The sequence below is a fragment of the Croceicoccus marinus genome (assembly GCF_001661675.2).
Taxonomy (GTDB): Bacteria; Pseudomonadota; Alphaproteobacteria; order Sphingomonadales; family Sphingomonadaceae; genus Croceicoccus; species Croceicoccus marinus.
In genome coordinates, this window is the sequence record NZ_CP019602.1 from 1,937,616 (window position 1) to 1,956,603 (window position 18,988).

Sequence of the window (18,988 nt, forward strand, 5' to 3'; positions counted from 1 at the left end):
CGCCTGCCCCCAGGCCCGGCCATCAGCGCGCATGGTCGATCCCCGTTTGTCCGATACCCGTCCCGTCACTGCGCTTGCCCGGCGCGGGCTGATGTTCATCCTGTCCTCGCCCTCGGGCGCGGGAAAGACCACGATTGCGCGCAAGCTGCTGCAATCGGACCCAGGCGTCGCCTTGTCGGTATCGGCCACCACGCGTGCGATCCGGCCGGGCGAGGTCGACGGACGCGATTATCATTTCGTGGACAAGCCGACCTTCGACCGCATGGCCGACGATCACGAGTTTCTGGAATGGGCGCATGTGTTCGGCCATAGCTATGGCACGCCCAAGGCCCAGATCTGGGCCGGGCTGAAGGCGGGCACCGATTTCCTGTTCGACATCGACTGGCAGGGCACGCAGCAATTGTCGCAGCGCGCGCGCGAGGATGTCGTGCCGGTGTTCATCCTGCCGCCCAGCATCGACGAGCTGCGCCGCCGCCTGATGGCGCGCGGCACCGACGACATGAAGGTGATCGAGGCGCGCATGGATCGCGCGCGGGCCGAGATCAGCCATTGGTCGGATTACGACTACGTCGTGGTCAATGACGATATCGACCGCTGTTTCGAGAAGGTGCGCCGCATCCTCGACGCCGAGCGCATGCGCCGGGAGCGGCAGACCGGGCTGGTCAATTTCGTCCGCCAGCTGACCGGCGAAGGTTCGCCCACCTGATCCGTCACCTCCTGGGTCTAGAACGCGCGGCTCCAGCGCAGGCCCGCGCCCATGTCCGCGCTGGCGGACGCGACGTGGCCCGGGTCGCGGCGCATGAACAGGCTGGCCGCCGCTGTTCCGCCCCACACCGGCCCCTCCCATGACAATTCGGTCGCGATCTCGCGCCCCGTGGGGCTGAGCGACAGTCGCGAGATTCCCATGGTCGCGCTTTCGCTGGCATAGTCGTAGGCGACGGGCAGGTTCAGCGCGAGCGCGCCCGATTCGACCCGCAGCGGCTGCGACACGCGCAGGGCCAGCCTGTCCTGCCGGGTGAAGATGCCGCTGCGTGCCGCATCGATGCTCCAGCCTGAGGTGTGCAGCAGCGCGGCATCGGTCATCAGCCCGCCCGCGATGGGCCGCGTCAGGCCCTGCCGCACCGACAGGCCGAAACGCCAGCCGGGCGAGGCATCCCAGCCCGCCGCCAGATCGAGGAACATGCTGTCCGCGCCGCCCCGGCCCACCAGCGCGCTTTGAAAGCTGCCGCCGAGCAGGGTTGTATCCTCGTGCAGCCAGGACGCGCCCAGCGATGCGTCGATCGCGCCCTTTCGCGCATCGGCAGACACGCCGTAGCGAGCCAGTCGGTTCCGCCGCGCCGGAAGGATCGCCAGCTCGTCGTCCAGCCGCTCGTTCCAGACCGCGCCAGCCTCTCCCGACAGGGTCAGGCCCCAGCCGCCCATCTCGCGGCGTATCGCCATCGAACCCGCGTTCATCGCGGCGAAGCCCAGGTCCGTGCCCGGTTCCTGCGCGACCATAAAGGCCGGGCGATCCGCACCGCGCAGGCTCGCCTCAAGCCCGCTCGCGCCCTGGCGGAAGCCGAAGGCGACCTCGGTCCCCGGTGCGATCCGCGCGCTGATCCGCGCGGCGAGAAGCTGTGCCTGCGCCGCATCCTCGCTGCGCAGCTGGGGGGGGCCGCCGCCCGGCCCGCCATGAATGCCATCGGCCACCGCGAAGGATGCGCCCAGGCCGCCCGCCTGCAGGCTGGCACCCCGCGCGCTGCCCATCAGCGAGCGTGCGAAATCGCGGCGCGGTGCGGCGCTGCGCAGCCGCCCGGCAAGATCGACCGAATAGGCACGCCCATAGCCGTCGAGCAGGATCGCGCCGGTCGTGCCCTGCTGTCCCGCGTCCCCCATCGCGGGGCTGACGCTGCCCGCGGCGGTCGCCAGCGACAGCGCCGTGCCATGCCCGGCCAGCGTGGTCGTCCCGCTTGGCGCGAAGGCCGCGCCGATGTCCAGCACGCCGCGTCCGTAGATCGCATCGGTCCCGCGCTCTCCGGCATCGCGGGCGTTGTCCAGCAGCAGGCTGACGATCTCGGCCCCGCTGAGATTGGGGAACGCCTGCGCCAGCAGCGCCGCCGCGCCGGCAATCTGCGGCGCTGCGAAACTGGTTCCGTTGACGACATAGACGAAATCGGTGCCGTCCCGCGTCTCGGTATAGATTTGGCCGTCCTGGTAGACGCAGCACACATCCTCGCCCTGCGCGGCCAGGAACGAGGCGGCGTACCGTCCCGCCTTGTTGCTGAACGAGGATATCTGCGCCTCGGCATCGACCGAACCGGCGATGATCACATTGGCGCCGCCCGCGCGCAGCGTGCCGATGGCGAAGGGATCGGGATTTTCCGGATCGATCGACAGGTCGCCGCCTTCTCCGTCATTGCCAGCGGACACGACGATCACCGCCCCCGCCTCGGCGGCGGAGGCCAGCGCGCTGCGCAGCACGCTGGACGGGTTGGAGCCGCCCAGCGAGATATTGATCACCCGCGCGCCCGCGGACACCGCCAGGTTCACGCCGCGGGCGATGTCGCTATCGTTGAAGCTGCAGCCGGTGACCGGGTTGACGGGATCGAACCCCTGGCACGTGCCGGGAAGATCGGCGCGAAAGGCGATGATGGTTGCGTCATAGGCCATGCCCATCACGCCGCGGTCGTTGCGCGCCGCAGCCGCCACCAGCGCGACCTGCGTGCCGTGGCCGTCGGGCGAATCGATGCCGCGGTCCCCCGCCACGTCGCGCGAGGCGCTGGAAATGCGGCCCGCGAATTCCGGGTTGTCGGGATCGATGCCGGTGTCGATGATGGCGATGCCCACGCCCCTGCCCGTCGCACCGTCCTGCCAGGCGGCCACCGCATCGTGCAGCGCAGGCCCGTCGGAGCGGCGGAATTCGGCCGTATCGAAATCGATGTCGGGCGTTGGCGCGGGCTGCGGGGCAGGCGCCGGGGTCGGCGTCGAGATCGGACCACCGCCTGAACCGCCGCCACCGCCGCAGGCCGACAGCATCGCCAGTGCGGACAGCGCCGCCAGCATGTATGCCGCTCTGCAGCGCGCGGGTCGTCCGGTATCCATCGCATCCCCCAGCAGGATTGTTCCCACGTCGAACGGAAACGCTGCGCGCGCCCGTCCCGAAGCCTTGCCCGATCGACCAAAAGCCCCCACGATCCGGCCATCCCCGATAAGTGACGCGAACGCCACGAAAAATCGAGCGGCAATTACGTATAGGCTGCGTGCCGGCGCTTCAAGCAAGCCGCGGGATCGCTTCGCGGCCATTGCCCATCCGCGGCAGAGGCGATAGGCGGAGCGCCGTCCCGGCCCGCCCGCGTCGGCGGACTGGCTCCATCGTTACCAGAAAGAGACCGCCCAGCATGACCACCCGTTCCGAGCTGATCGCCCGCATCGATGCCGCATTCGACGATCGCGCCAATGTCACCCCCGAAAGCGCCGACGTGCGCAAGGATGTCGAGGAAGCGCTGGCGCTGCTGGATTCGGGTGAGGCGCGCGTGGCCGAGAAGACCGGCGGCGAGTGGACCGTCAACCAATGGCTGAAAAAGGCGGTGCTGCTGTCCTTCCGCCTGAACGATAACGAGATCGTGCCCTATGGCTCGGCGGGCGAGAGCGCGTTCGACAAGGTGCCGTCGAAGTTCGCAGGCTGGACCGACGGGCGTTTCGCCGAGAACGGCTTTCGCGTGGTGCCCGGCGCGGTGGCGCGGCGCGGCAGCTTCATCGGCAGGGGCGTGGTGCTGATGCCCAGCTTCGTCAATATCGGGGCCTATGTCGATGAAGGCACGATGGTCGATACCTGGGCCACCGTCGGGTCCTGCGCGCAGATCGGCAAGAACGTCCACATTTCGGGCGGCGCGGGGATCGGCGGCGTGCTGGAGCCGCTGCAGGCCGGGCCCGTCATCATCGAGGACGGTGCCTTCATCGGCGCCCGCAGCGAAGTCGCCGAAGGCGTGACGATCGGCGAAGGCGCGGTGCTGTCGATGGGTGTCTTCATCGGCGCGTCGACCAAGATCATCGATCGCGACACCGGCGAAGTGCATGTCGGCAAGGTGCCGCCCTATGCGGTGGTCGTGCCCGGCTCGATGCCCGGCAAGCCGCTGCCCGACGGCACGCCCGGCCCGTCGCTGTATTGCGCGGTGATCGTCAAGACCGTGGACGCGCAGACCCGTTCAAAGACCGGTATCAACGAACTTTTGCGGCCCTGACCGGGGCGGCGCTGCACCCCGGCGCTGGCGCTGGACGGAAGCTGGAACGAAAGCTTCCTGACGCGCGTTCCTTCATGAATAGGCCTGCGGGCGGCGCTGTAGCCGCCCTTGGGCCCGGGATCGTATTTTGAAGTCGAGGAGTATCACGATGCAACGTCATGGCGAAGAGGTCGATCTGACCACCAATGAAGCGCGTGGCGGATCAACCCCGCATATCGTGCGCTATGTCCTGCTGATCAGCCTGTTTCTGGCGGCGGCGGCAATGACCATCGCTTGGGTGAGTGGCGCGCTTTCCGCCGACCAGGTGGAAGACAATGGCATGGTCACCAATCAGCCAGTTCCCTCCGAGGCTGGCTCTGCGGTTGGCGAGGACCAGGGCGTCGAGGGCAATATGGCGGACGGATACACCTTCGAAGAAGAGACGACCGAGGTCGAATAAAGGCGAAAGCCGGGTTAGGAGCGCAGCATGGCCGACAAGGAAAACAGTTTTCAGGTCGATCAGCACGTCCAGTGGAGCTGGGGCGGCGGCAAGGGCAAAGGCCAGATCAAGGAGCGGTTCGAACGCGATGTCGAACGAACCCTCAAAGGATCGAAGGTCAAGCGCCACGGAACCGAGGACGATCCGGCCTATCTGATCGAGCAGGACGATGGGGACGAAGTCCTAAAGCTCGGTTCCGAACTGGAAGGAGCGGGATAATGCCTGCACAGTCCAAGGCGCAGCAGAAGGCCGCCGGTGCCGCCCTTTCCGCCAAGCGCGGCGATACCAAGGTGTCCGACCTGCAGGGCGCTTCGAAAGAGATGTACGACAGCATGAGCGAAGCTGAGCTGGAAGACATCGCCTCGACCAGCCGCGAAGACCTGCCCGAACACAAGTCCTGATCGCCCGGCTGACCCCGTAATCCGGGGAAGCCCTTCTAACCGCGCTGGTCCTGCCTTATGCTCCGGATTGGCTCATACCTTCCGGTTTGGGCCATGATACAGCGGGGGTGGGCATTCTGTGAACGATATCGACGGCGCGCAATATCATCAGCTTGCGGCGGAATTGACTGCGGCCAGCGTCCTTGGTGCGTCCTGCGTTGTCATCCACGGGCTGGGCCTCGCCATGATCACCCGCTTCATCCGGCCCAGCGACGATCCGCGGCGCGTCACCCATCTGCCGCCCGTTACCGTCCACGGGATCGCCATGACCATCATCATCGCGCTGTCGCTGTTCGTCATCCACGGGCTTGAAATCTGGCTCTACGCGTTCTTCTATCTGACGGTGGGCGCCTTGCCCGATTTGTCGTCGGCGCTGTATTTCTCGACGATCAGCTATTCCACCGTGGGGTTCAGCGATGCGCTGATCCTGCCCGCGTGGCGCAATGTCGCGGCGCTTGAAAGCATTGCCGGGGTCATCATGCTTGGCTGGTCTACAGCCTATTTCGTGCGGATCCTGGGCCATATCGACGTGAAGCCCAGACCGCCAAGGCTATGACGCCGGGGCGATGATACAGGGCGGCCCCGCGGGACCGCCCTGTCCGATCAATGCCGATCAGCCGAGGTGCTTCGATACCGCCGCCGTCATCTTGAACATCGAGATCTTCTCGGTGCCGATGACCTTGCCCAGCTTGTCGTCGGGTTCGATCATGCGCTTGTCGTCGGCGGCCTGCAGGTCGTGCTTCTTGATATATTCCCACACCTTGGCGGTCACTTCGCCGCGCGGCATCGGGCCCTTGCCGACGATCTCTTCCAGATCGGCCGAGACGGGAACGGGCTTGTTGATCGCGTTATTCTTGGCAGCCATTAGTTACTTCCTTTCCATAGGAGAGTTGCGGCCCCCTTGCCGGGCGGCCGGATCTTGCTTGGTCGAACGGGCAGGCATCAATCCTCGTCTTCGAGGTCGATGTCGTCCCAATCCTTGATTTCCCCGCCGCGTTCATAGGTCGCGCTCAGGATCGCGAGCGACACGACATGGCCTTCCATCGCCTTCATAAGGGCGCCGCGCCCCGCGCCGGGGGCGAGGTCGATCGGGGTGTCGACGGCGAACAGCTGGAACACGTAATCGTGCTTGCCATGGCCCGTGGGCGGGTCGGGCAGCAGCCATTCGGAATTCTGATAGGAGTTCTTGCCGACCTTGGGCGGAACCTCGCCCTCCATCAGCTTGCCCCGCTGGGGGGCAAGGCCCCATACCAGCCAGTGGCAGAAGGGTTCGGGCGACGGGGCGTCCGGATCCTCGACGATCAGCACCAGTTCCTGTGCGGCGGCCTGGATGTTGTTCCATTCCAGCGGCGGCGCGACGGCGTCCTCCTCGTCAGCGGTGAAGCTGGGGTCCAGTTCCTCGCCATTTTCGAACGCGGCGGAGGTCAGCACCATGCCGCCTGCACCCACCACACCGTCGCCGCCCAGTTTCACGGCGGCCAGCTTGCTATGTCCGGCGCGGACATTGTGCAGGGCGGCGCCAAGCCATTCGGGGACGTGTTCAAGCATCTTGTTCCTTTCGCGCGCGGTTCGCTTGCCATTGTTCAAGAGGGCAACGAGCCCCGGCCCGCGGTCGTTCCAGACCCTAGGCCAAGCACGAAGCGGCGATCCCGGAAAGGGGGCCGCTGCCCGTAATCCCCAACAGAGGCGGGAAAACGCCGGAATCGGCCCGATTCCATGCGCTTGCGCGGTGATTGCGCGGGCAGGATGAACCGCCGGGCAAAGCGAATTTGCTCGCGGCGGCGGCATTTCCGCACGGCAGATGAGTCGCGTGATCGGCGCGCCGGTCGACCGCCTGATCGATTTTGCCTCATGAGCCCGCACTGTTCATCGACCGGTTCGATCACAGCGAGTGGATTTCCGCGCTGGCATTTGCGAGCCGTTCGCAATAGATCCCCGGTGTCTCCACGAAGGAGCGTCACCAGTTCAAGGATCACCCGATGTCCCGCGATCTTGCCAAGACCGTCAGCTTCCTTTGCCTGCACCTGATGGTGGGCTTCGCGGTGGCCTATGCCTTTACCGGCAGCCTTGCGCTGGCAAGCGGGATCGCGCTGGTCGAGCCATGCGTGAACGCGGTGGTGTTCTTCTTCCACGAACGTGCATGGCGCGGCGAGATCCGTTTCCTGGACCTGCTTACCCACCGGCACGGCGCGGCGGCGGCCTAAATCTCGCGAGGCTAATCCGGGCAGGACTGATCCGGGCGGGACCGATCCTAGCGCGAGAGGCGCCGGCGATTGGCCGAAACCTTGGTCTGATAGCGCTGCATTGCGCCGCGCATCGCGGCTTCGGGCGTATTGCCCGCCTGCCCGGTCGCGGCACTCATGCCCAGCAATGCCGCGGTTTCCCATTTTTCCGACACCATGCGCACCGCCTCGCGCTGGGCCACGGCGCCGCCCTGCATCATCCGCATCGAACGCAGCGCGATCACTTGCGAGGATTCGATGCACAGCCGCCACCAGTCGAACGCAAGGCGCGACATCGCGAGCGGGTCCATCATTTGTCCGAATGGCATCTGGCCAAAGGGCATCTGGCCGAACGGCATCATCGTATCGGGCACGGCGGCAGTCGGCGTGGTCACGGTAGGCATGGCGCGCATAATCCTGGAATATGGGGAAAGAGGGCATGCCAGCCATCCGGCGTGCATGGATCCTGCGCTTATCCGCCTCTGCCGCCCGACATACAAGCGCTATCGCTGCGCGCCGGAACATCGGCCGCGCTCGCGCGCTGTTCGGACACAGGACATCCCGTCTGGAAGGAACCCCGATATGACCGTCAATAGTGCAACCGCCCGCTACGAAGGCCTTGGCAAGGATGGCAAGGGCCATGTCGCCACGAAGTCCGGCGCGCTCGATGCGCCCTATGGCTTCAACAGCCGCTTCGAATCGGGCCCCGGCACCAACCCCGAGGAAATGATCGCCGCCGCCCATGCCAGCTGCTTCACCATGGCGACCAGCTTCGCGCTGGCCAAGGCGGGGCATACCGATGGCATGCTGGACACCAACTGCGACGTGACGCTAGAAAAGGACGGCGACGGCTTCACCGTGACGAAAAGCGCGCTGAGCATGAAGGCCAGGGTCGCCGGCATGGACAAGGCCGAGTTCGAGAAAATCGCCGCCGAAGCCAAGGCGAACTGCCCGATCTCGAAACTGCTGAGCTGCGAGATCACGCTGGAAACCGAATTCGAGGGCTGAGCGATCGGACCGAGAACCTGTCCCCATCCGGTTGACACAGGCGACACATCCTACAGGGTGTGTCGCCCCTCTCCGCGCCCCGGAATTGCGCGGGTTTCCCGCCTTCGGTTGGCACCGGGCGGAGGCGGGAAAATGCGCGGGATGGCGGGCGTTCGGCATGAGGCCAGCGGTCGCATTTCGCCGCCATGTAGGACAGTGGTTTCTGCACGCCGCAAGGCCCCCACCGAAGGAGCATGGCGGCCATGACGCGGCAGCTTGTCATCACCGGCTTCCAGCCCTTTCCCGGCGTGGCCGAGAACCCGACCGAGGTGCTGGTCCGCTCGCTGGACTCATGCGGCGATCCGGTCCTGCAACGGGCGGAGGCTGTCATCGTGCCGACGCGCTATGGCGATGCGCCCGCCGCGCTGCGATCCGTTCTGGCCAGCCCGCCGCGCGTGCTGATCATGACCGGCTTCAGCGCGCGCGCCGCCGGGCTGGTGCTGGAAAGCCGCGCCAGCAACGCCTGCACCGCGGCGCTTCCCGATGCGAGAGGCGCGATGCCCCCCGAAAGCGCCGATCCGCTGCATCATTTGCCCGCGCGTTGCGACATCGACGATCTGTGCGCCGCGGTGGAAAGCGCCGGGCTGGCCTGCGCGCCGTCGGACGATGCGGGCGGCTATGTGTGCAATCACCTCTATTACCACGCGCTGGCGGCGCTGGACGAAAGCGGCGCCGATACGCGCGCATTGTTCGTGCATATACCGGCGCTGGCGGGCAGTGCGCTGGCCGCAACGAGCGCCGCCGCGCTGGAACTGGCCGACCTGCAGCGCGGGCTGGGCGTGCTGGCGGGCGAATTGCTGCGCTGAGGAGCGGGGCTTGGCGTGCTGCGCTTCACTGGCCTACAGCCCGCCTGATGAATGACCGACCTTCAATCCTGACGATCCTTGTCGACGCCGACGCCTGCCCGGTGAAGGACGAGATCTACCGCGTCGCCGCGCGCTATCGCGCCGAGGTTTTCGTCGTCAGCAATGCCGCGTTCCGCATTCCGCAGGATCCCAGCATCCACCGCGTGGTGGTGGATGACGGGTTCGACGCCGCCGACGACTGGATCGCCGAGGAAGCGGCGCGGGTCGGCCCGCGCTGCGTGGTCGTCACCGCCGACATATTGCTGGCCGACCGCTGCCTGAAGGCGGGCGCCAGGGTGCTGGCGCATAATGGCAAGATCTTCGACAAGGCCGGGATCGGCAGCGCGGTCGCGATGCGCGCGATCATGGCCGATCTGCGGTCGGGCATGGACGGCGTGACCGGCGGGCCTCCGCCGTTCGGCAAGGCGGACCGATCGAATTTCCTGCAGGCATTGGACCGGGTTATGGTGGCGCTGTCGCGGATGCCGGGCTGAACAAGCGGGTTTATCTGCGAGCCGGTCCGGGCGCCGCAGAATTCGTGCCATGTTATCGGCGGTTACCGCTATGATGCGGGCGGGGGCATTCCGCCCCGATTGGAACGGACATGGCCAAGGGCCAACGCAAGTCGAACAAGGAAATCCGCAAACCCAAGGCCGAAAAGGGGCCCAAGACGAACGCCTCGCAGCCCAGCCTGAAGCCGGGCGGGATCAAGGGGCTGGAGAATTTGAAGAACGGCTGATCGCAGCCTCGTCCGGCGGCATGGACCGCCGGACAGCGCAGCCGGGCTTCAGCGCGCCTTGTGCGCGGCGATCGCCTCGTCGATCTGGACGATGCGCTGGCGTTCGGGCGAATCCTTGGGCAGCCCCTTCAGGCGGCAGGTCGCCCACAGCTGGCGGCGTTCGGATTCGAGATTCTTGAGATAGAGATCGGCCATGAGCGCTCCTATGCGCGTTTCGCGCCGCGCTGGCTAGTCGGGCGGATCGGTACTTCGTCGGCGCGCGGCCATCTACGGTTCGGCTCAGTCGCCGCCGCCCGCCAGCCGCCGATGCTCGTCGACCGAGCGGCGCATCTCGGCGGCCTGCAGCTTGAGCGCCTTGTTCGACAGGCGAATCTCGCGCCCCTGCTGGAAGAAGCCCAGCACCAGCCACAGGAACGCCAGCGGACTGGACACGCCGCCCAGGAAGTCGCCAAGCTCGTTCAGGTCGAGGCTGGCGGGGTTCTGCCCCTGCGCCCACAGATAGATCACCAGCCCCGCGACCTAGATCGCGGTCAGCACCAGCCCGATGCGCGGCAGGCTGCGGCGCTCGCGGTCCTCGTCCAGCGCCGCGTCGGTGGTTATCGCGCTTGTTTCGGTCATGGCCCCCTGCCCTTTCGTTCGCAGCTATCTGCCACCCCTGTAGGCGGTCACCTTGATCTCGACCAGCGCGCTCGGTTCGTACAGAGCGGTGATGCCGATGGCGGTCCATGCCGGGAAAGGCGCCTTGACGTAGCGGTTCTTGACCTCGGCAAATGTGTCGATCTGGGCGGGGAGATCGGTGTGGAAGGTCTGGATCTCGACCACGTCGTCCCAGCCGACCCCGGCGCGTTCCAGCGTGCGGGCGATCCGGTCGAATGCGCGGGCGAAGCCGGGTTCCATGCCCTCATCGCCGTCCGCGGGCCCGGCGACGACGCCCGACAGGATCACCAGATCGCCGGCGACGACCGCGTCCGAATAGCCCACCGCCTGCTGGAACGCGAGCGCGTCGGGGTCTTCGGGCATGATGGTCTGCTTGGCGTCCTGAGCCGATGCGGCTTGGGGGCCGAAGATCGCCAGCGTCAGCGCGGCAGCCGAAAAGAACGCACGCGACATGGGCAAATTCCCCCTGAATGGAGGGGGACGTGGCAGCCTCCCCCTGCAAAAAAGGGGAGACTGCACCGGTCATGTCAGCAGGGCAAGGCGATCAGTCCTTGGCCGGAACGTAGAGGTCGCCGCCGTCGCGGTATTTCTCGGCCATTTCCTCCATGCCTTCCTCGGCGCTGCGGCGTTCGGCGGGCGGGGTTTCGCCCTTCAGGTTCTCGCTGGCGAGGAAGCTGTCGGAATTCTGCTTGGCGGCGAATTCGCGCACTTCCTGGCTGATCTTCATCGAGCAGAACTTGGGCCCGCACATCGAGCAGAAATGCGCGGTCTTGGCGCCTTCGGCCGGAAGCGTCTGGTCGTGGTACTGCTCCGCCGTGTCGGGATCGAGCGACAGGTTGAACTGGTCGCGCCAGCGGAACTCGAACCGCGCCTTGCTCAAGGCATCGTCGCGCACCTGCGCCGCCGGGTGGCCCTTGGCGAGATCCGCCGCGTGGGCGGCCAGCTTGTAGGTGACGACGCCGACCTTCACGTCGTCGCGGTCGGGCAGCCCAAGGTGTTCCTTGGGCGTGACGTAGCAGAGCATCGCCGTGCCGTACCAGCCGATCTGCGCCGCGCCGATGCCGCTGGTGATGTGGTCGTATCCCGGCGCGATGTCGGTGACCAGGGGCCCAAGCGTGTAGAACGGGGCCTCGCCGCAGGCTTCCAGCTGCTTGTCCATGTTCTCCTTGATCTTGTGCATCGGCACGTGGCCGGGGCCTTCGATCATCACCTGAACGTCCTGCGCCCATGCGCGCTTGGTCAGCTCGCCCAGCGTGTAGAGTTCGGCGAACTGCGCCTCGTCATTGGCGTCGGCAATCGAACCGGGGCGCAGGCCGTCGCCCAGCGAATAGGCGATGTCGTATGCCTTGCAAATCTCGGTGATCTCGTCGAAATTCTCGTAGAGGAAGCTCTCCTTGTGGTGCGCGAGGCACCATTTCGCCATGATCGAACCGCCGCGCGACACGATGCCGGTCACGCGCTTGGCCGCCAGCGGCACATAGGGCAGGCGCACGCCCGCGTGGATCGTGAAATAGTCGACGCCCTGCTCGGCCTGTTCGATCAAGGTGTCGCGGAAGACTTCCCAGGTCAGCTCCTCGGCGATGCCGCCGACCTTTTCCAGCGCCTGATAGATCGGCACGGTGCCGATCGGCACGGGCGAATTGCGGATGATCCATTCGCGCGTGTCGTGGATGTTGCGGCCCGTCGACAGGTCCATCACCGTGTCCGCGCCCCAGCGGATCGACCAGACCATCTTGTCGACTTCGCTCGCCACGTCGGACGCCACGGCGGAATTGCCGATATTGGCGTTGATCTTGACCAGGAAGTTGCGACCGATCGCCATCGGCTCGGTCTCGGGGTGGTTGATGTTGTTGGGGATGATGGCGCGGCCGCGCGCAATCTCGTCACGCACGAATTCGGGGGTGACATATTCGGGGATCGCCGCGCCCCACGAATTGCCCTCGATCTCGCGGCGGACATATTCGCGGCCCAGGTTCTCGCGCTCGGCCACATATTCCATTTCGGGGGTGATGATGCCCTGCCGCGCATAGTGCATCTGGCTGACGTTCCGGCCCGCCCTGGCGCGCAGCGGGCGCTTCACCACCTTGGGGAACGGGGGCACGCCGCCGCTGCGGTCGGGGCCCAATTGGCCGTTGTCTTCGGGCCGGATCTCTCGCGCGTCATATCCCTCGACGTCTCCGCGGCCCATGATCCAGTCGCGGCGCAGTTGCGGCAGGCCAGCCTGGATGTCGATCGACGCATTGCTGTCGGTATAGGGGCCGCTGGTGTCGTAGACGCGGACCGGTTCCTCGCCCCCTTCCAGCGAAATTTCGCGCATGGCGACGCGCACGCCGCTGCCGGAATGGGCCGCGACATGCACCTTTTTCGACCCGCGAATGGGGCCGGTGGTGACGCCGATTTCAAGCTTGCTGTTGATGTCCGCCATGGGAAGAAAACCTTTCAGGGGAAGGTAGGTTCAGGAAAAATGCAGGCTGCCCGCCACGGTCAGTACCGCGCCGATCAGCAGGGTGACGATGGCCCAGGCCCGGTGCATGAAGGCCAGGTTCTTGAGCCAGAAGTGGAAATAGATGTCGGAAAATCCCGCGACGACCAGCGCTTCCAGCACCATCAGCCCGCCGATGAGTTTCATGAGGCACGCAAGGATGTCGCCCGGCAGCCAGGGATTGGCCAGATAGATCGCCGCGCCCGCCGCCATTTCCGCCACGCCTGAAATCATCTGCAGCGCGGGCGAGCGTTCGACTTCCGCGACCAGCCGCTGCCATGCGCCGCGCTGGCGCAGCGCGCCGATGGACGCGAAGACCGAGAACAGGCCAAGGAACATCGCGGTCCATGCCGTCGCATCGAAGGCGCTTGCGGGGTCGAGTTCGGACAAGGCTCTCCTTCCTTTTCCGCCCGGCATTATCGGGCGGCCCATGTCATGGCAGGAAGGAGTACGGCGGTCTTTTTGCGTGTGCCGCGCGGCTGCCCTTCCCTCCGCCCGTGCTAACGGGTTCAGGTTCAACGGGTCGCGGGCCGCTACGCCCACCTCTCAGCCAAAGCAGGCTCCCCGGGGTACGGGTGCGATGATAGGGGGTGCGGACCCCTTGGTAAAGAGGGCTGACAAGGTCGCCGCGGTAAAGAGGTCCCAAGGGGCAGGTGCGCGGGCGGCGATTTCCTATGGCTGGCGGCGCCATCTGCCTCTAAGCAGGCCGGGATGGGTGCGCAGCATTTCGATATCGCCATTGCGGGCGGCGGACTTTCGGGCGCCTTGATCGCGCTGGCGCTGCGGGCGCGGCGCCCCGAACTCTCGGTCGCGCTGATAGAGGGCGGGCCGGCCATCGGTGGGCATCACATCTGGTCCTTCTTCGCCAGCGACATCGATCCGGCCGACCGCGCGCTGGTCGAACCGCTGGCAGCGGCGCGCTGGGACCGGGGCTATGACGTCGCCTTTCCCGAATATCGCCGCACCCTGCCCACGCAATATCGATCGATCGCGTCGGAAAATCTTGCTGCCGCGGTCGAACAGGCGATGCCGCGCGGCGCGGTGTTCACCGATGCGCGGGTCGAAACGCTGGACGCGGGGGGCGTCACGCTGCGATCGGGGGACCGGATCGCGGCGGGCGCGGTGGTCGATGCGCGCGGCCTGGGCGGCGAACAATTGTCCGCGCTGCAGGGCGGCTGGCAGAAATTCGCGGGGCAGATGCTGGAACTGGACGCGCCGCACGGGCTTACCCGCCCGGTGGTGATGGATGCCAGTGTCGCGCAGCTCGGCGGCTATCGCTTCGTCTATGTGCTGCCCTTCGGCCCGTCATCGCTGTTCGTCGAGGATACCTATTACGCCGACGATCCTGCGCTCGACAGCGAGCTTCTGGCGGGGCGGATCGCGGAATATGCCGCGGCGAAGGGCTGGCAGGTCACCTCCGTCTCGCGCCAGGAGACGGGCGTGCTGCCCGTCGTCACCGGCGGCGATTTCGCGGCGCTGTGGCAGGATGTTCCGCATGGCGTGGCGCTGGCGGGGGTGCGCGCGGGGCTGTTCCAGCCGCTCACCAGCTATTCGCTGCCCGATGCGGTGCGCTTTGCCAGCCATGTCGCCGCGCTGCCCGCGCTGGACGGGGCGGCCATCGCCGCAGCGTCGCACCGCTATGCCAGGGCGCACTGGCAGCGCGGGCGGTTCTATCGCATGCTGGCGGCGATGCTGTTCGGCGCGGCGAAGCCCGACCGCCGCTACCGCGTGCTGCAGCGCTTCTACCGCCTGAACGAAGGGCTGATCGAACGTTTCTACGCCGGTCGCAGCACCGCGGCCGACATGGCGCGGGTGCTGGCCGGACGCCCGCCCGTTCCCCTGGCGAAGGCGGCCCTGGTGCTGGCCGGCGTCGGCGCACCCACTTCGCTCAATCCAGATGCCCAGCTGCAACCAGCCAAGATTTCCTGAGGATCATCGATGACTTCTTCCATCCAACCCAAGCCGCGCCGCGCCGCCGTGATCGGCGCCGGTTTCGGCGGCCTGGCGCTGGCGATCCGCCTGCAGGCTTCCGGCATCGAGACTGTGCTGGTCGAGGGCCGCGACAAGCCGGGCGGCCGCGCCTATTACTGGGAGCGCGACGGTTTCACCTTTGACGCCGGCCCCACCGTGATCACCGATCCCGACTGCCTGCGCGCGTTGTGGAAGCTGACCGACCATGACATGGAGGAGGATGTCGAGCTGGTCCCGGTGATGCCGTTCTACCGCCTCAACTGGGAGGACGGGACCAATTTCGACTATTCCAACGACAACGCCCAGCTGGCGCGCGAGATCGCCAAGCTGAACCCCGACGATCTGGCGGGGTACGAGGAATTCCTGCAATATTCCGAAGGCGTGTGGCGCGAAGGCTATGTGAAGCTGGGCCATGTGCCGTTCCTGGATTTCAAGTCGATGCTGAAGGCCGCGCCCGCGCTGGCCAAATACCAGGCGTGGCGGTCGGTCTATTCGGTGGTGTCCAGCTATGTCTCGGACGAGAAGCTGCGCGAGGCGCTGAGCTTTCACACGCTGCTGGTGGGCGGCAACCCGATGGCGACCAGTTCGATCTATGCGCTGATCCACAAGCTGGAAAAGGACGGCGGCGTGTGGTGGGCCAGGGGCGGCACCAACCGGCTGGTCGCGGGCATGGTGAAACATTTCCAACGGCTGGGCGGCACGGTCCGGCTGGGCGATCCGGTCACCGCGATCGAGACCGCGGGCAACCAGGCCACCGGGGTCACCTGTGCCAGCGGCTGGCACGAGAATTTCGACGCGGTCGCCAGCAATGCCGACGTGATGCATTCCTATCGCGACTTGCTGACCGGCAACCGGCGTGGCCCGCGCGTGGCAGCCAAGCTGGCGAGGAAGCGCTATTCCCCCAGCCTGTTCGTGGTGCATTTCGGGGTGAAGGGCACCTTCCCCGACATTCCGCATCACATGATCCTGTTCGGTCCGCGCTACAAGGGACTGCTGGACGACATCTACAAGTATGGCGTGCTGCCGCGCGATTTTTCGGTCTATCTGCACCATCCCAGCGTCAGCGATGCGGGCATGGCGCCCGAGGGGCATTCGACCTTCTATGCGCTGGTGCCGGTCGCGCATCGCGGCAAGCTGCCGGTGGACTGGAACACCGCCGGCCCCGCACTGGAAAAGCGCGTGCTGGACGAGGTGGCGAAGCGGCTGATCCCCGACCTGCACGAGCGGATCGTGACCAAGTTCCACTATACGCCGTTCGACTTCACCCATGACCTCAACGCCCATCTGGGCAGCGCCTTCAGCCTTGAGCCGGTGCTGACGCAGAGCGCGTATTTCCGCACGCACAACCGTGACGACGAGATCACGAACCTGTATTTCACCGGCGCGGGCACGCATCCGGGCGCGGGCATTCCGGGCGTGGTCGGCAGCGCGCGGGCGACGGCGCGGCTAATGCTGGCCGATCTGGCGCGGCGCTAGCGTTCATGCCTGCCGTCGATTCCCCCAGCGTCCTGTCACGCCCCGAACTGGTCGCGCATGCCCAGCGCGCGATCGGCAAGGGGTCGAAGAGCTTTTCCGCCGCCAGCCGCCTGTTCGACCGCGAAACGCGGGAAAAGGTGTGGCTGCTCTATGCATGGTGCCGGGCCTGCGACGATCTGGCCGACGCACAGGACATGGGGGGCGAACTGGGTTCGCAGGAGGGCGCGAAGGAGCGCGTCGCCCTGCTTCGCACGCGCACCGCGCAGGCGCTGGCGGGGCAGCCGACGGGCGATCCCTCGTTCGACGGGCTGGGTCTGGTGGCGCGCGAATGCGGCATCACCCAGGCGCATTGCGACGACGTGATCGCGGGCTTCGTGCTCGACGCCGCCGACTGGCGCCCCCGCAGCGAGGGCGACATGATGGAATATTGCTATCATGTCGCGGGCGCGGTCGGCGTGATGATGGCGCTGGTGATGGGCGTGTCGCCCGATGACGAGGATACGCTTGAGCGCGCCTGCGACCTGGGGCTGGCGTTCCAGCTGGCCAATATCGTGCGCGACGTGTGGGAGGATGACGCGGCGGGGCGCTGCTATCTGCCCGTCGAATGGCTGGTGGAGCGGGACATTCCGCCCGGCCAGCACATGAAGCCGTGCTACCGCCAGCAGCTGGTCGAGCTGGTCGGCGAGGCCTGTGCGATCGCCCGCGCGCATGAGGCTTCGGCCCGGATCGGCGCGGCGCGGCTGCGGTTCCGCGACCGGTGGGCGGTGCTGGCCGCGACGGGCATCTATGGCGGGATCGCCCGCAAGGTAGAGGCCGCGGGCGCACATGCCTGGGACCACCGCGCCCATACCACCAAGCTGGAGAAGCTGGGCTGGCTGGCCCATTCCTGGGCGGGATCGCTGCGCCCGGCCGGCGATGAATGCGAGGCCGAGGCGGCGAAGCGCCGACACACGCTGGCGGACCTGCGCGACCGGGCGGCACGGAACCGGGTGTTGATCCTCGCCGCGTAAACCCCTGTGCATGAGGTTCAAAATGCCCTTTCGCGCCGTGCCCCGGAACTGGCAGGGGCATGAGCAGCGGGGCGTTCCCGTCCCCAGAACATAGGTCAGCATGCGCACCACCGGTTACATCATCCTCGTCCTGTCCGTATTCCTGATCGGCTTTGGCGTCACGCTGCGCCATGGCGCGCCATTCGTGGAGGACGGCGGCGCCCAGCCGCTGGCCGCGCCAGCCGCTTCGGCGAGCGATACGCTTTCGGGGCATTTCACCAATTGCGACGGGCCGCAGCGGGTGAACTGCGTGGTGGACGGCGACACCTTCTGGTTCGCGGGCGACAAGATCCGCATCCTGGACATCAACACGCCCGAGACGTCCTCTCCGCAATGCGACCGCGAATATGCGCTGGGCGTGCAGGCGACCGAGCGGCTGACCGAATTGCTGAACGCGGGGCCGTTCTCGATGGAAAGCGGGCCGGAGGATACCGACCGCTATGGCCGGCTGCTGCGCCGCGTGACGCGCGGCGGCAGGAACCTGGGCGAAGTGCTGATCGACGAGGGGCTGGCCGAGCGCTGGCGCGGCTACAAGGGGAACTGGTGCTGACGTCGTCGGCCGGTCGATTTGTCCGAAAATCGCACGCCGCGAACATGAATGTTTCCCGAATTCCGCGTTAAGCCGATATTCGCTTCCCTCGCCTCATTCCGGGACGGACGGATCGTCTTTGCGGCGGTCCGGAAACATTTTTCCTGGGCTGCGTTGGAGCCACTATGACCGTATCGGTAATCCTTCATAACGCTGCCGGCGCTTCTGACGCCGAGCTTGCCTTCATCCGCGAATCCGTAAGCCTGCTGAGGGAGGCCGTGCAGGCCCCCGGCTTCGGCGGGTCGGTTCGCCAGGCCCAGTATTCCAGCGCCAGCTGGCGCGGGCGCCACGGCAATGTGCGCCAGCTTGACGGCGACGGGGTGTGGGACCGCATCGTGCAGGGCCGGGAATCCGGCCATTGCGGCGATCATGCGCTGAATCTGTCGATCGAGATTGCCGATCTGCCCGACGACAAGGCGGGCCGCGGCGTCATCGGCGCGACCCGCATCGGCACGCTGCCGATCTATAGCGCGCGCTGGTTCCTTAACCGCTGCATGATCGTCGACGATCCGGTGAACTATGCCGCCCATCTGATGCACCAGTGGATGCATGTCTCGGGCTTCGTCCACCGCAAGGACGATGCGGGCAAGGATGCCCCCTCGGTCGTGTCGCGGCTGGTGCGGCGCACGCTTGAGCCCGCGCATGGCGAGCGTATCGACGCGCAGCTGACCGCGCTGGTCACGCTGAGCATCGAGGTGTGTGACTGCTGCGATGCCAAAGCTGCCGGCACCGTGGAGCACGTCGAGGCGGCCTGATCCCGCTGGACCTTTTTC

At 66.6% G+C, this 18,988-nt stretch carries 25 protein-coding genes and 1 riboswitch; of the genes, 16 read left to right on the plus strand and 9 right to left on the minus strand.

Annotated features, from left to right (window positions below):
• The first annotated feature begins 31 nt into the window (after positions 1-31).
• Complete coding sequence (gmk, locus tag A9D14_RS09205; protein ID WP_066845581.1) at positions 32-706, plus strand: guanylate kinase; 675 nt, start codon at positions 32-34, stop codon at positions 704-706.
• A 17-nt stretch (positions 707-723) separates the two neighbouring features.
• Here the strand turns inward: gmk and A9D14_RS09210 are convergent, their stop codons facing one another.
• Complete coding sequence (locus A9D14_RS09210) at positions 724-3,081, minus strand: S8 family peptidase (protein ID WP_157668183.1); 2,358 nt, start codon at positions 3,079-3,081, stop codon at positions 724-726.
• Positions 3,082-3,377: 296 nt separating this feature from the next.
• On the opposite strand from A9D14_RS09210, the gene dapD reads away from it, so the two are divergent.
• The 5 genes from dapD to A9D14_RS09235 all read left to right on the plus strand — a co-directional run bounded on the left by dapD (position 3,378) and on the right by A9D14_RS09235 (position 5,694).
• Entirely contained in the window at positions 3,378-4,220 is an 843-nt protein-coding gene (gene dapD, locus A9D14_RS09215) for a 2,3,4,5-tetrahydropyridine-2,6-dicarboxylate N-succinyltransferase (protein ID WP_066845585.1), read from the plus strand.
• Positions 4,221-4,368: 148 nt separating this feature from the next.
• On the plus strand, positions 4,369-4,659 hold the full coding sequence (locus A9D14_RS09220; RefSeq protein ID WP_066845588.1) for a hypothetical protein: 291 nt from the start codon (positions 4,369-4,371) through the stop codon (positions 4,657-4,659).
• Between the two features lie 27 nt (positions 4,660-4,686).
• Positions 4,687-4,917, plus strand: coding sequence for a hypervirulence associated TUDOR domain-containing protein (locus A9D14_RS09225; protein WP_066845591.1), 231 nt, complete (start codon positions 4,687-4,689; stop codon positions 4,915-4,917).
• Positions 4,917-5,099, plus strand: a complete 183-nt coding sequence (locus A9D14_RS09230; RefSeq protein ID WP_066845594.1) for a DUF3008 family protein — start codon at positions 4,917-4,919, stop codon at positions 5,097-5,099. The genes A9D14_RS09225 and A9D14_RS09230 overlap by 1 nt, the downstream gene beginning before the upstream one ends.
• A 118-nt stretch (positions 5,100-5,217) precedes the next feature.
• Positions 5,218-5,694: an ion channel gene (locus A9D14_RS09235; RefSeq protein WP_232468485.1), complete on the plus strand. Its 477-nt coding sequence runs from the start codon at positions 5,218-5,220 to the stop codon at positions 5,692-5,694.
• Between the two features lie 57 nt (positions 5,695-5,751).
• On the opposite strand, the gene A9D14_RS09240 is transcribed toward A9D14_RS09235, so the two are convergent.
• On the minus strand, positions 5,752-6,003 hold the full coding sequence (locus tag A9D14_RS09240) for an SWIB/MDM2 domain-containing protein (RefSeq protein WP_066845597.1): 252 nt from the start codon (positions 6,001-6,003) through the stop codon (positions 5,752-5,754).
• 77 nt (positions 6,004-6,080) lie between these two features.
• A complete protein-coding gene (locus A9D14_RS09245) occupies positions 6,081-6,686 on the minus strand; it encodes a YbhB/YbcL family Raf kinase inhibitor-like protein (RefSeq protein ID WP_066848737.1) in 606 nt (201 codons plus the stop codon).
• A 431-nt stretch (positions 6,687-7,117) separates the two neighbouring features.
• Between A9D14_RS09245 and A9D14_RS09250 the strand changes: the two genes are divergently transcribed.
• Positions 7,118-7,342 (plus strand): DUF2061 domain-containing protein, encoded by a 225-nt coding sequence (locus tag A9D14_RS09250; RefSeq protein WP_066845600.1) that lies wholly within the window; start codon positions 7,118-7,120, stop codon positions 7,340-7,342.
• A 47-nt stretch (positions 7,343-7,389) separates the two neighbouring features.
• On the opposite strand, the gene A9D14_RS09255 is transcribed toward A9D14_RS09250, so the two are convergent.
• A complete protein-coding gene (locus tag A9D14_RS09255; RefSeq protein ID WP_198301995.1) occupies positions 7,390-7,764 on the minus strand; it encodes a hypothetical protein in 375 nt (124 codons plus the stop codon).
• A gap of 178 nt (positions 7,765-7,942) precedes the next feature.
• On the opposite strand from A9D14_RS09255, the gene A9D14_RS09260 reads away from it, so the two are divergent.
• The 4 genes from A9D14_RS09260 to A9D14_RS20280 all read left to right on the plus strand — a co-directional run bounded on the left by A9D14_RS09260 (position 7,943) and on the right by A9D14_RS20280 (position 9,991).
• Positions 7,943-8,368, plus strand: a complete 426-nt coding sequence (locus tag A9D14_RS09260; RefSeq protein WP_066848743.1) for an OsmC family protein — start codon at positions 7,943-7,945, stop codon at positions 8,366-8,368.
• 242 nt (positions 8,369-8,610) lie between these two features.
• Entirely contained in the window at positions 8,611-9,213 is a 603-nt protein-coding gene (locus A9D14_RS09265; RefSeq protein WP_157668184.1) for a pyroglutamyl-peptidase I, read from the plus strand.
• A gap of 47 nt (positions 9,214-9,260) precedes the next feature.
• Positions 9,261-9,746 carry a YaiI/YqxD family protein gene (locus A9D14_RS09270; RefSeq protein ID WP_198301996.1) on the plus strand — a complete coding sequence of 162 codons (486 nt, stop codon included), beginning with the start codon at positions 9,261-9,263 and terminating at the stop codon, positions 9,744-9,746.
• A 110-nt stretch (positions 9,747-9,856) separates the two neighbouring features.
• Complete coding sequence (locus A9D14_RS20280; RefSeq protein ID WP_269769190.1) at positions 9,857-9,991, plus strand: hypothetical protein; 135 nt, start codon at positions 9,857-9,859, stop codon at positions 9,989-9,991.
• A 48-nt stretch (positions 9,992-10,039) separates the two neighbouring features.
• On the opposite strand, the gene A9D14_RS19810 is transcribed toward A9D14_RS20280, so the two are convergent.
• From A9D14_RS19810 to A9D14_RS09290, 5 genes are all read right to left on the minus strand, one after another.
• On the minus strand, positions 10,040-10,186 hold the full coding sequence (locus tag A9D14_RS19810) for a hypothetical protein (protein WP_198301997.1): 147 nt from the start codon (positions 10,184-10,186) through the stop codon (positions 10,040-10,042).
• A gap of 84 nt (positions 10,187-10,270) precedes the next feature.
• Positions 10,271-10,498 carry a hypothetical protein gene (locus tag A9D14_RS09275; RefSeq protein WP_232468486.1) on the minus strand — a complete coding sequence of 76 codons (228 nt, stop codon included), beginning with the start codon at positions 10,496-10,498 and terminating at the stop codon, positions 10,271-10,273.
• 135 nt (positions 10,499-10,633) lie between these two features.
• Positions 10,634-11,101 (minus strand): RidA family protein, encoded by a 468-nt coding sequence (locus tag A9D14_RS09280; protein WP_198301998.1) that lies wholly within the window; start codon positions 11,099-11,101, stop codon positions 10,634-10,636.
• Between the two features lie 91 nt (positions 11,102-11,192).
• Entirely contained in the window at positions 11,193-13,073 is a 1,881-nt protein-coding gene (thiC, locus tag A9D14_RS09285) for a phosphomethylpyrimidine synthase ThiC (protein ID WP_066845606.1), read from the minus strand.
• 30 nt (positions 13,074-13,103) lie between these two features.
• Positions 13,104-13,520: a hypothetical protein gene (locus A9D14_RS09290; protein ID WP_232468487.1), complete on the minus strand. Its 417-nt coding sequence runs from the start codon at positions 13,518-13,520 to the stop codon at positions 13,104-13,106.
• Between the two features lie 78 nt (positions 13,521-13,598).
• Positions 13,599-13,707: riboswitch (TPP riboswitch) on the minus strand.
• Between the two features lie 134 nt (positions 13,708-13,841).
• Here A9D14_RS09290 and crtY point away from each other — a divergent pair.
• The 5 genes from crtY to A9D14_RS09315 all read left to right on the plus strand — a co-directional run bounded on the left by crtY (position 13,842) and on the right by A9D14_RS09315 (position 18,970).
• Complete coding sequence (crtY, locus tag A9D14_RS09295) at positions 13,842-15,059, plus strand: lycopene beta-cyclase CrtY (protein ID WP_066845612.1); 1,218 nt, start codon at positions 13,842-13,844, stop codon at positions 15,057-15,059.
• Positions 15,060-15,068: 9 nt separating this feature from the next.
• Positions 15,069-16,577 (plus strand): phytoene desaturase, encoded by a 1,509-nt coding sequence (locus A9D14_RS09300; RefSeq protein ID WP_066845615.1) that lies wholly within the window; start codon positions 15,069-15,071, stop codon positions 16,575-16,577.
• Between the two features lie 5 nt (positions 16,578-16,582).
• Positions 16,583-17,587, plus strand: a complete 1,005-nt coding sequence (locus A9D14_RS09305) for a phytoene/squalene synthase family protein (RefSeq protein ID WP_066845618.1) — start codon at positions 16,583-16,585, stop codon at positions 17,585-17,587.
• A 100-nt stretch (positions 17,588-17,687) separates the two neighbouring features.
• Positions 17,688-18,176, plus strand: a complete 489-nt coding sequence (locus A9D14_RS09310) for a thermonuclease family protein (protein WP_087910486.1) — start codon at positions 17,688-17,690, stop codon at positions 18,174-18,176.
• Positions 18,177-18,340: 164 nt separating this feature from the next.
• Entirely contained in the window at positions 18,341-18,970 is a 630-nt protein-coding gene (locus A9D14_RS09315; RefSeq protein WP_066845621.1) for a hypothetical protein, read from the plus strand.
• Positions 18,971-18,988 lie beyond the last annotated feature (18 nt).

Bases quoted from the DNA above. Each gene is read 5' to 3' on its own strand.
- A9D14_RS09225 (WP_066845591.1), top strand. From the start codon at position 4,687: ATGGCCGACAAGGAAAACAGTTTTCAGGTCGATCAGCACGTCCAGTGG.
- A9D14_RS09255 (WP_198301995.1), bottom strand. From the start codon at position 7,764: ATGCCTACCGTGACCACGCCGACTGCCGCCGTGCCCGATACGATGATG.
- A9D14_RS09280 (WP_198301998.1), bottom strand. From the start codon at position 11,101: ATGTCGCGTGCGTTCTTTTCGGCTGCCGCGCTGACGCTGGCGATCTTC.
- A9D14_RS09245 (WP_066848737.1), bottom strand. From the start codon at position 6,686: ATGCTTGAACACGTCCCCGAATGGCTTGGCGCCGCCCTGCACAATGTC.
- A9D14_RS09300 (WP_066845615.1), top strand. From the start codon at position 15,069: ATGACTTCTTCCATCCAACCCAAGCCGCGCCGCGCCGCCGTGATCGGC.
- A9D14_RS09310 (WP_087910486.1), top strand. From the start codon at position 17,688: ATGCGCACCACCGGTTACATCATCCTCGTCCTGTCCGTATTCCTGATC.
- thiC (WP_066845606.1), bottom strand. From the start codon at position 13,073: ATGGCGGACATCAACAGCAAGCTTGAAATCGGCGTCACCACCGGCCCC.
- dapD (WP_066845585.1), top strand. From the start codon at position 3,378: ATGACCACCCGTTCCGAGCTGATCGCCCGCATCGATGCCGCATTCGAC.
- A9D14_RS20280 (WP_269769190.1), top strand. From the start codon at position 9,857: ATGGCCAAGGGCCAACGCAAGTCGAACAAGGAAATCCGCAAACCCAAG.
- A9D14_RS09210 (WP_157668183.1), bottom strand. From the start codon at position 3,081: ATGGATACCGGACGACCCGCGCGCTGCAGAGCGGCATACATGCTGGCG.
- A9D14_RS09260 (WP_066848743.1), top strand. From the start codon at position 7,943: ATGACCGTCAATAGTGCAACCGCCCGCTACGAAGGCCTTGGCAAGGAT.
- A9D14_RS09220 (WP_066845588.1), top strand. From the start codon at position 4,369: ATGCAACGTCATGGCGAAGAGGTCGATCTGACCACCAATGAAGCGCGT.
- A9D14_RS09270 (WP_198301996.1), top strand. From the start codon at position 9,261: ATGAATGACCGACCTTCAATCCTGACGATCCTTGTCGACGCCGACGCC.
- crtY (WP_066845612.1), top strand. From the start codon at position 13,842: ATGGGTGCGCAGCATTTCGATATCGCCATTGCGGGCGGCGGACTTTCG.
- A9D14_RS09240 (WP_066845597.1), bottom strand. From the start codon at position 6,003: ATGGCTGCCAAGAATAACGCGATCAACAAGCCCGTTCCCGTCTCGGCC.
- A9D14_RS09250 (WP_066845600.1), top strand. From the start codon at position 7,118: ATGTCCCGCGATCTTGCCAAGACCGTCAGCTTCCTTTGCCTGCACCTG.
- gmk (WP_066845581.1), top strand. From the start codon at position 32: ATGGTCGATCCCCGTTTGTCCGATACCCGTCCCGTCACTGCGCTTGCC.
- A9D14_RS09230 (WP_066845594.1), top strand. From the start codon at position 4,917: ATGCCTGCACAGTCCAAGGCGCAGCAGAAGGCCGCCGGTGCCGCCCTT.
- A9D14_RS09315 (WP_066845621.1), top strand. From the start codon at position 18,341: ATGACCGTATCGGTAATCCTTCATAACGCTGCCGGCGCTTCTGACGCC.
- A9D14_RS09265 (WP_157668184.1), top strand. From the start codon at position 8,611: ATGACGCGGCAGCTTGTCATCACCGGCTTCCAGCCCTTTCCCGGCGTG.
- A9D14_RS19810 (WP_198301997.1), bottom strand. From the start codon at position 10,186: ATGGCCGATCTCTATCTCAAGAATCTCGAATCCGAACGCCGCCAGCTG.
- A9D14_RS09305 (WP_066845618.1), top strand. From the start codon at position 16,583: ATGCCTGCCGTCGATTCCCCCAGCGTCCTGTCACGCCCCGAACTGGTC.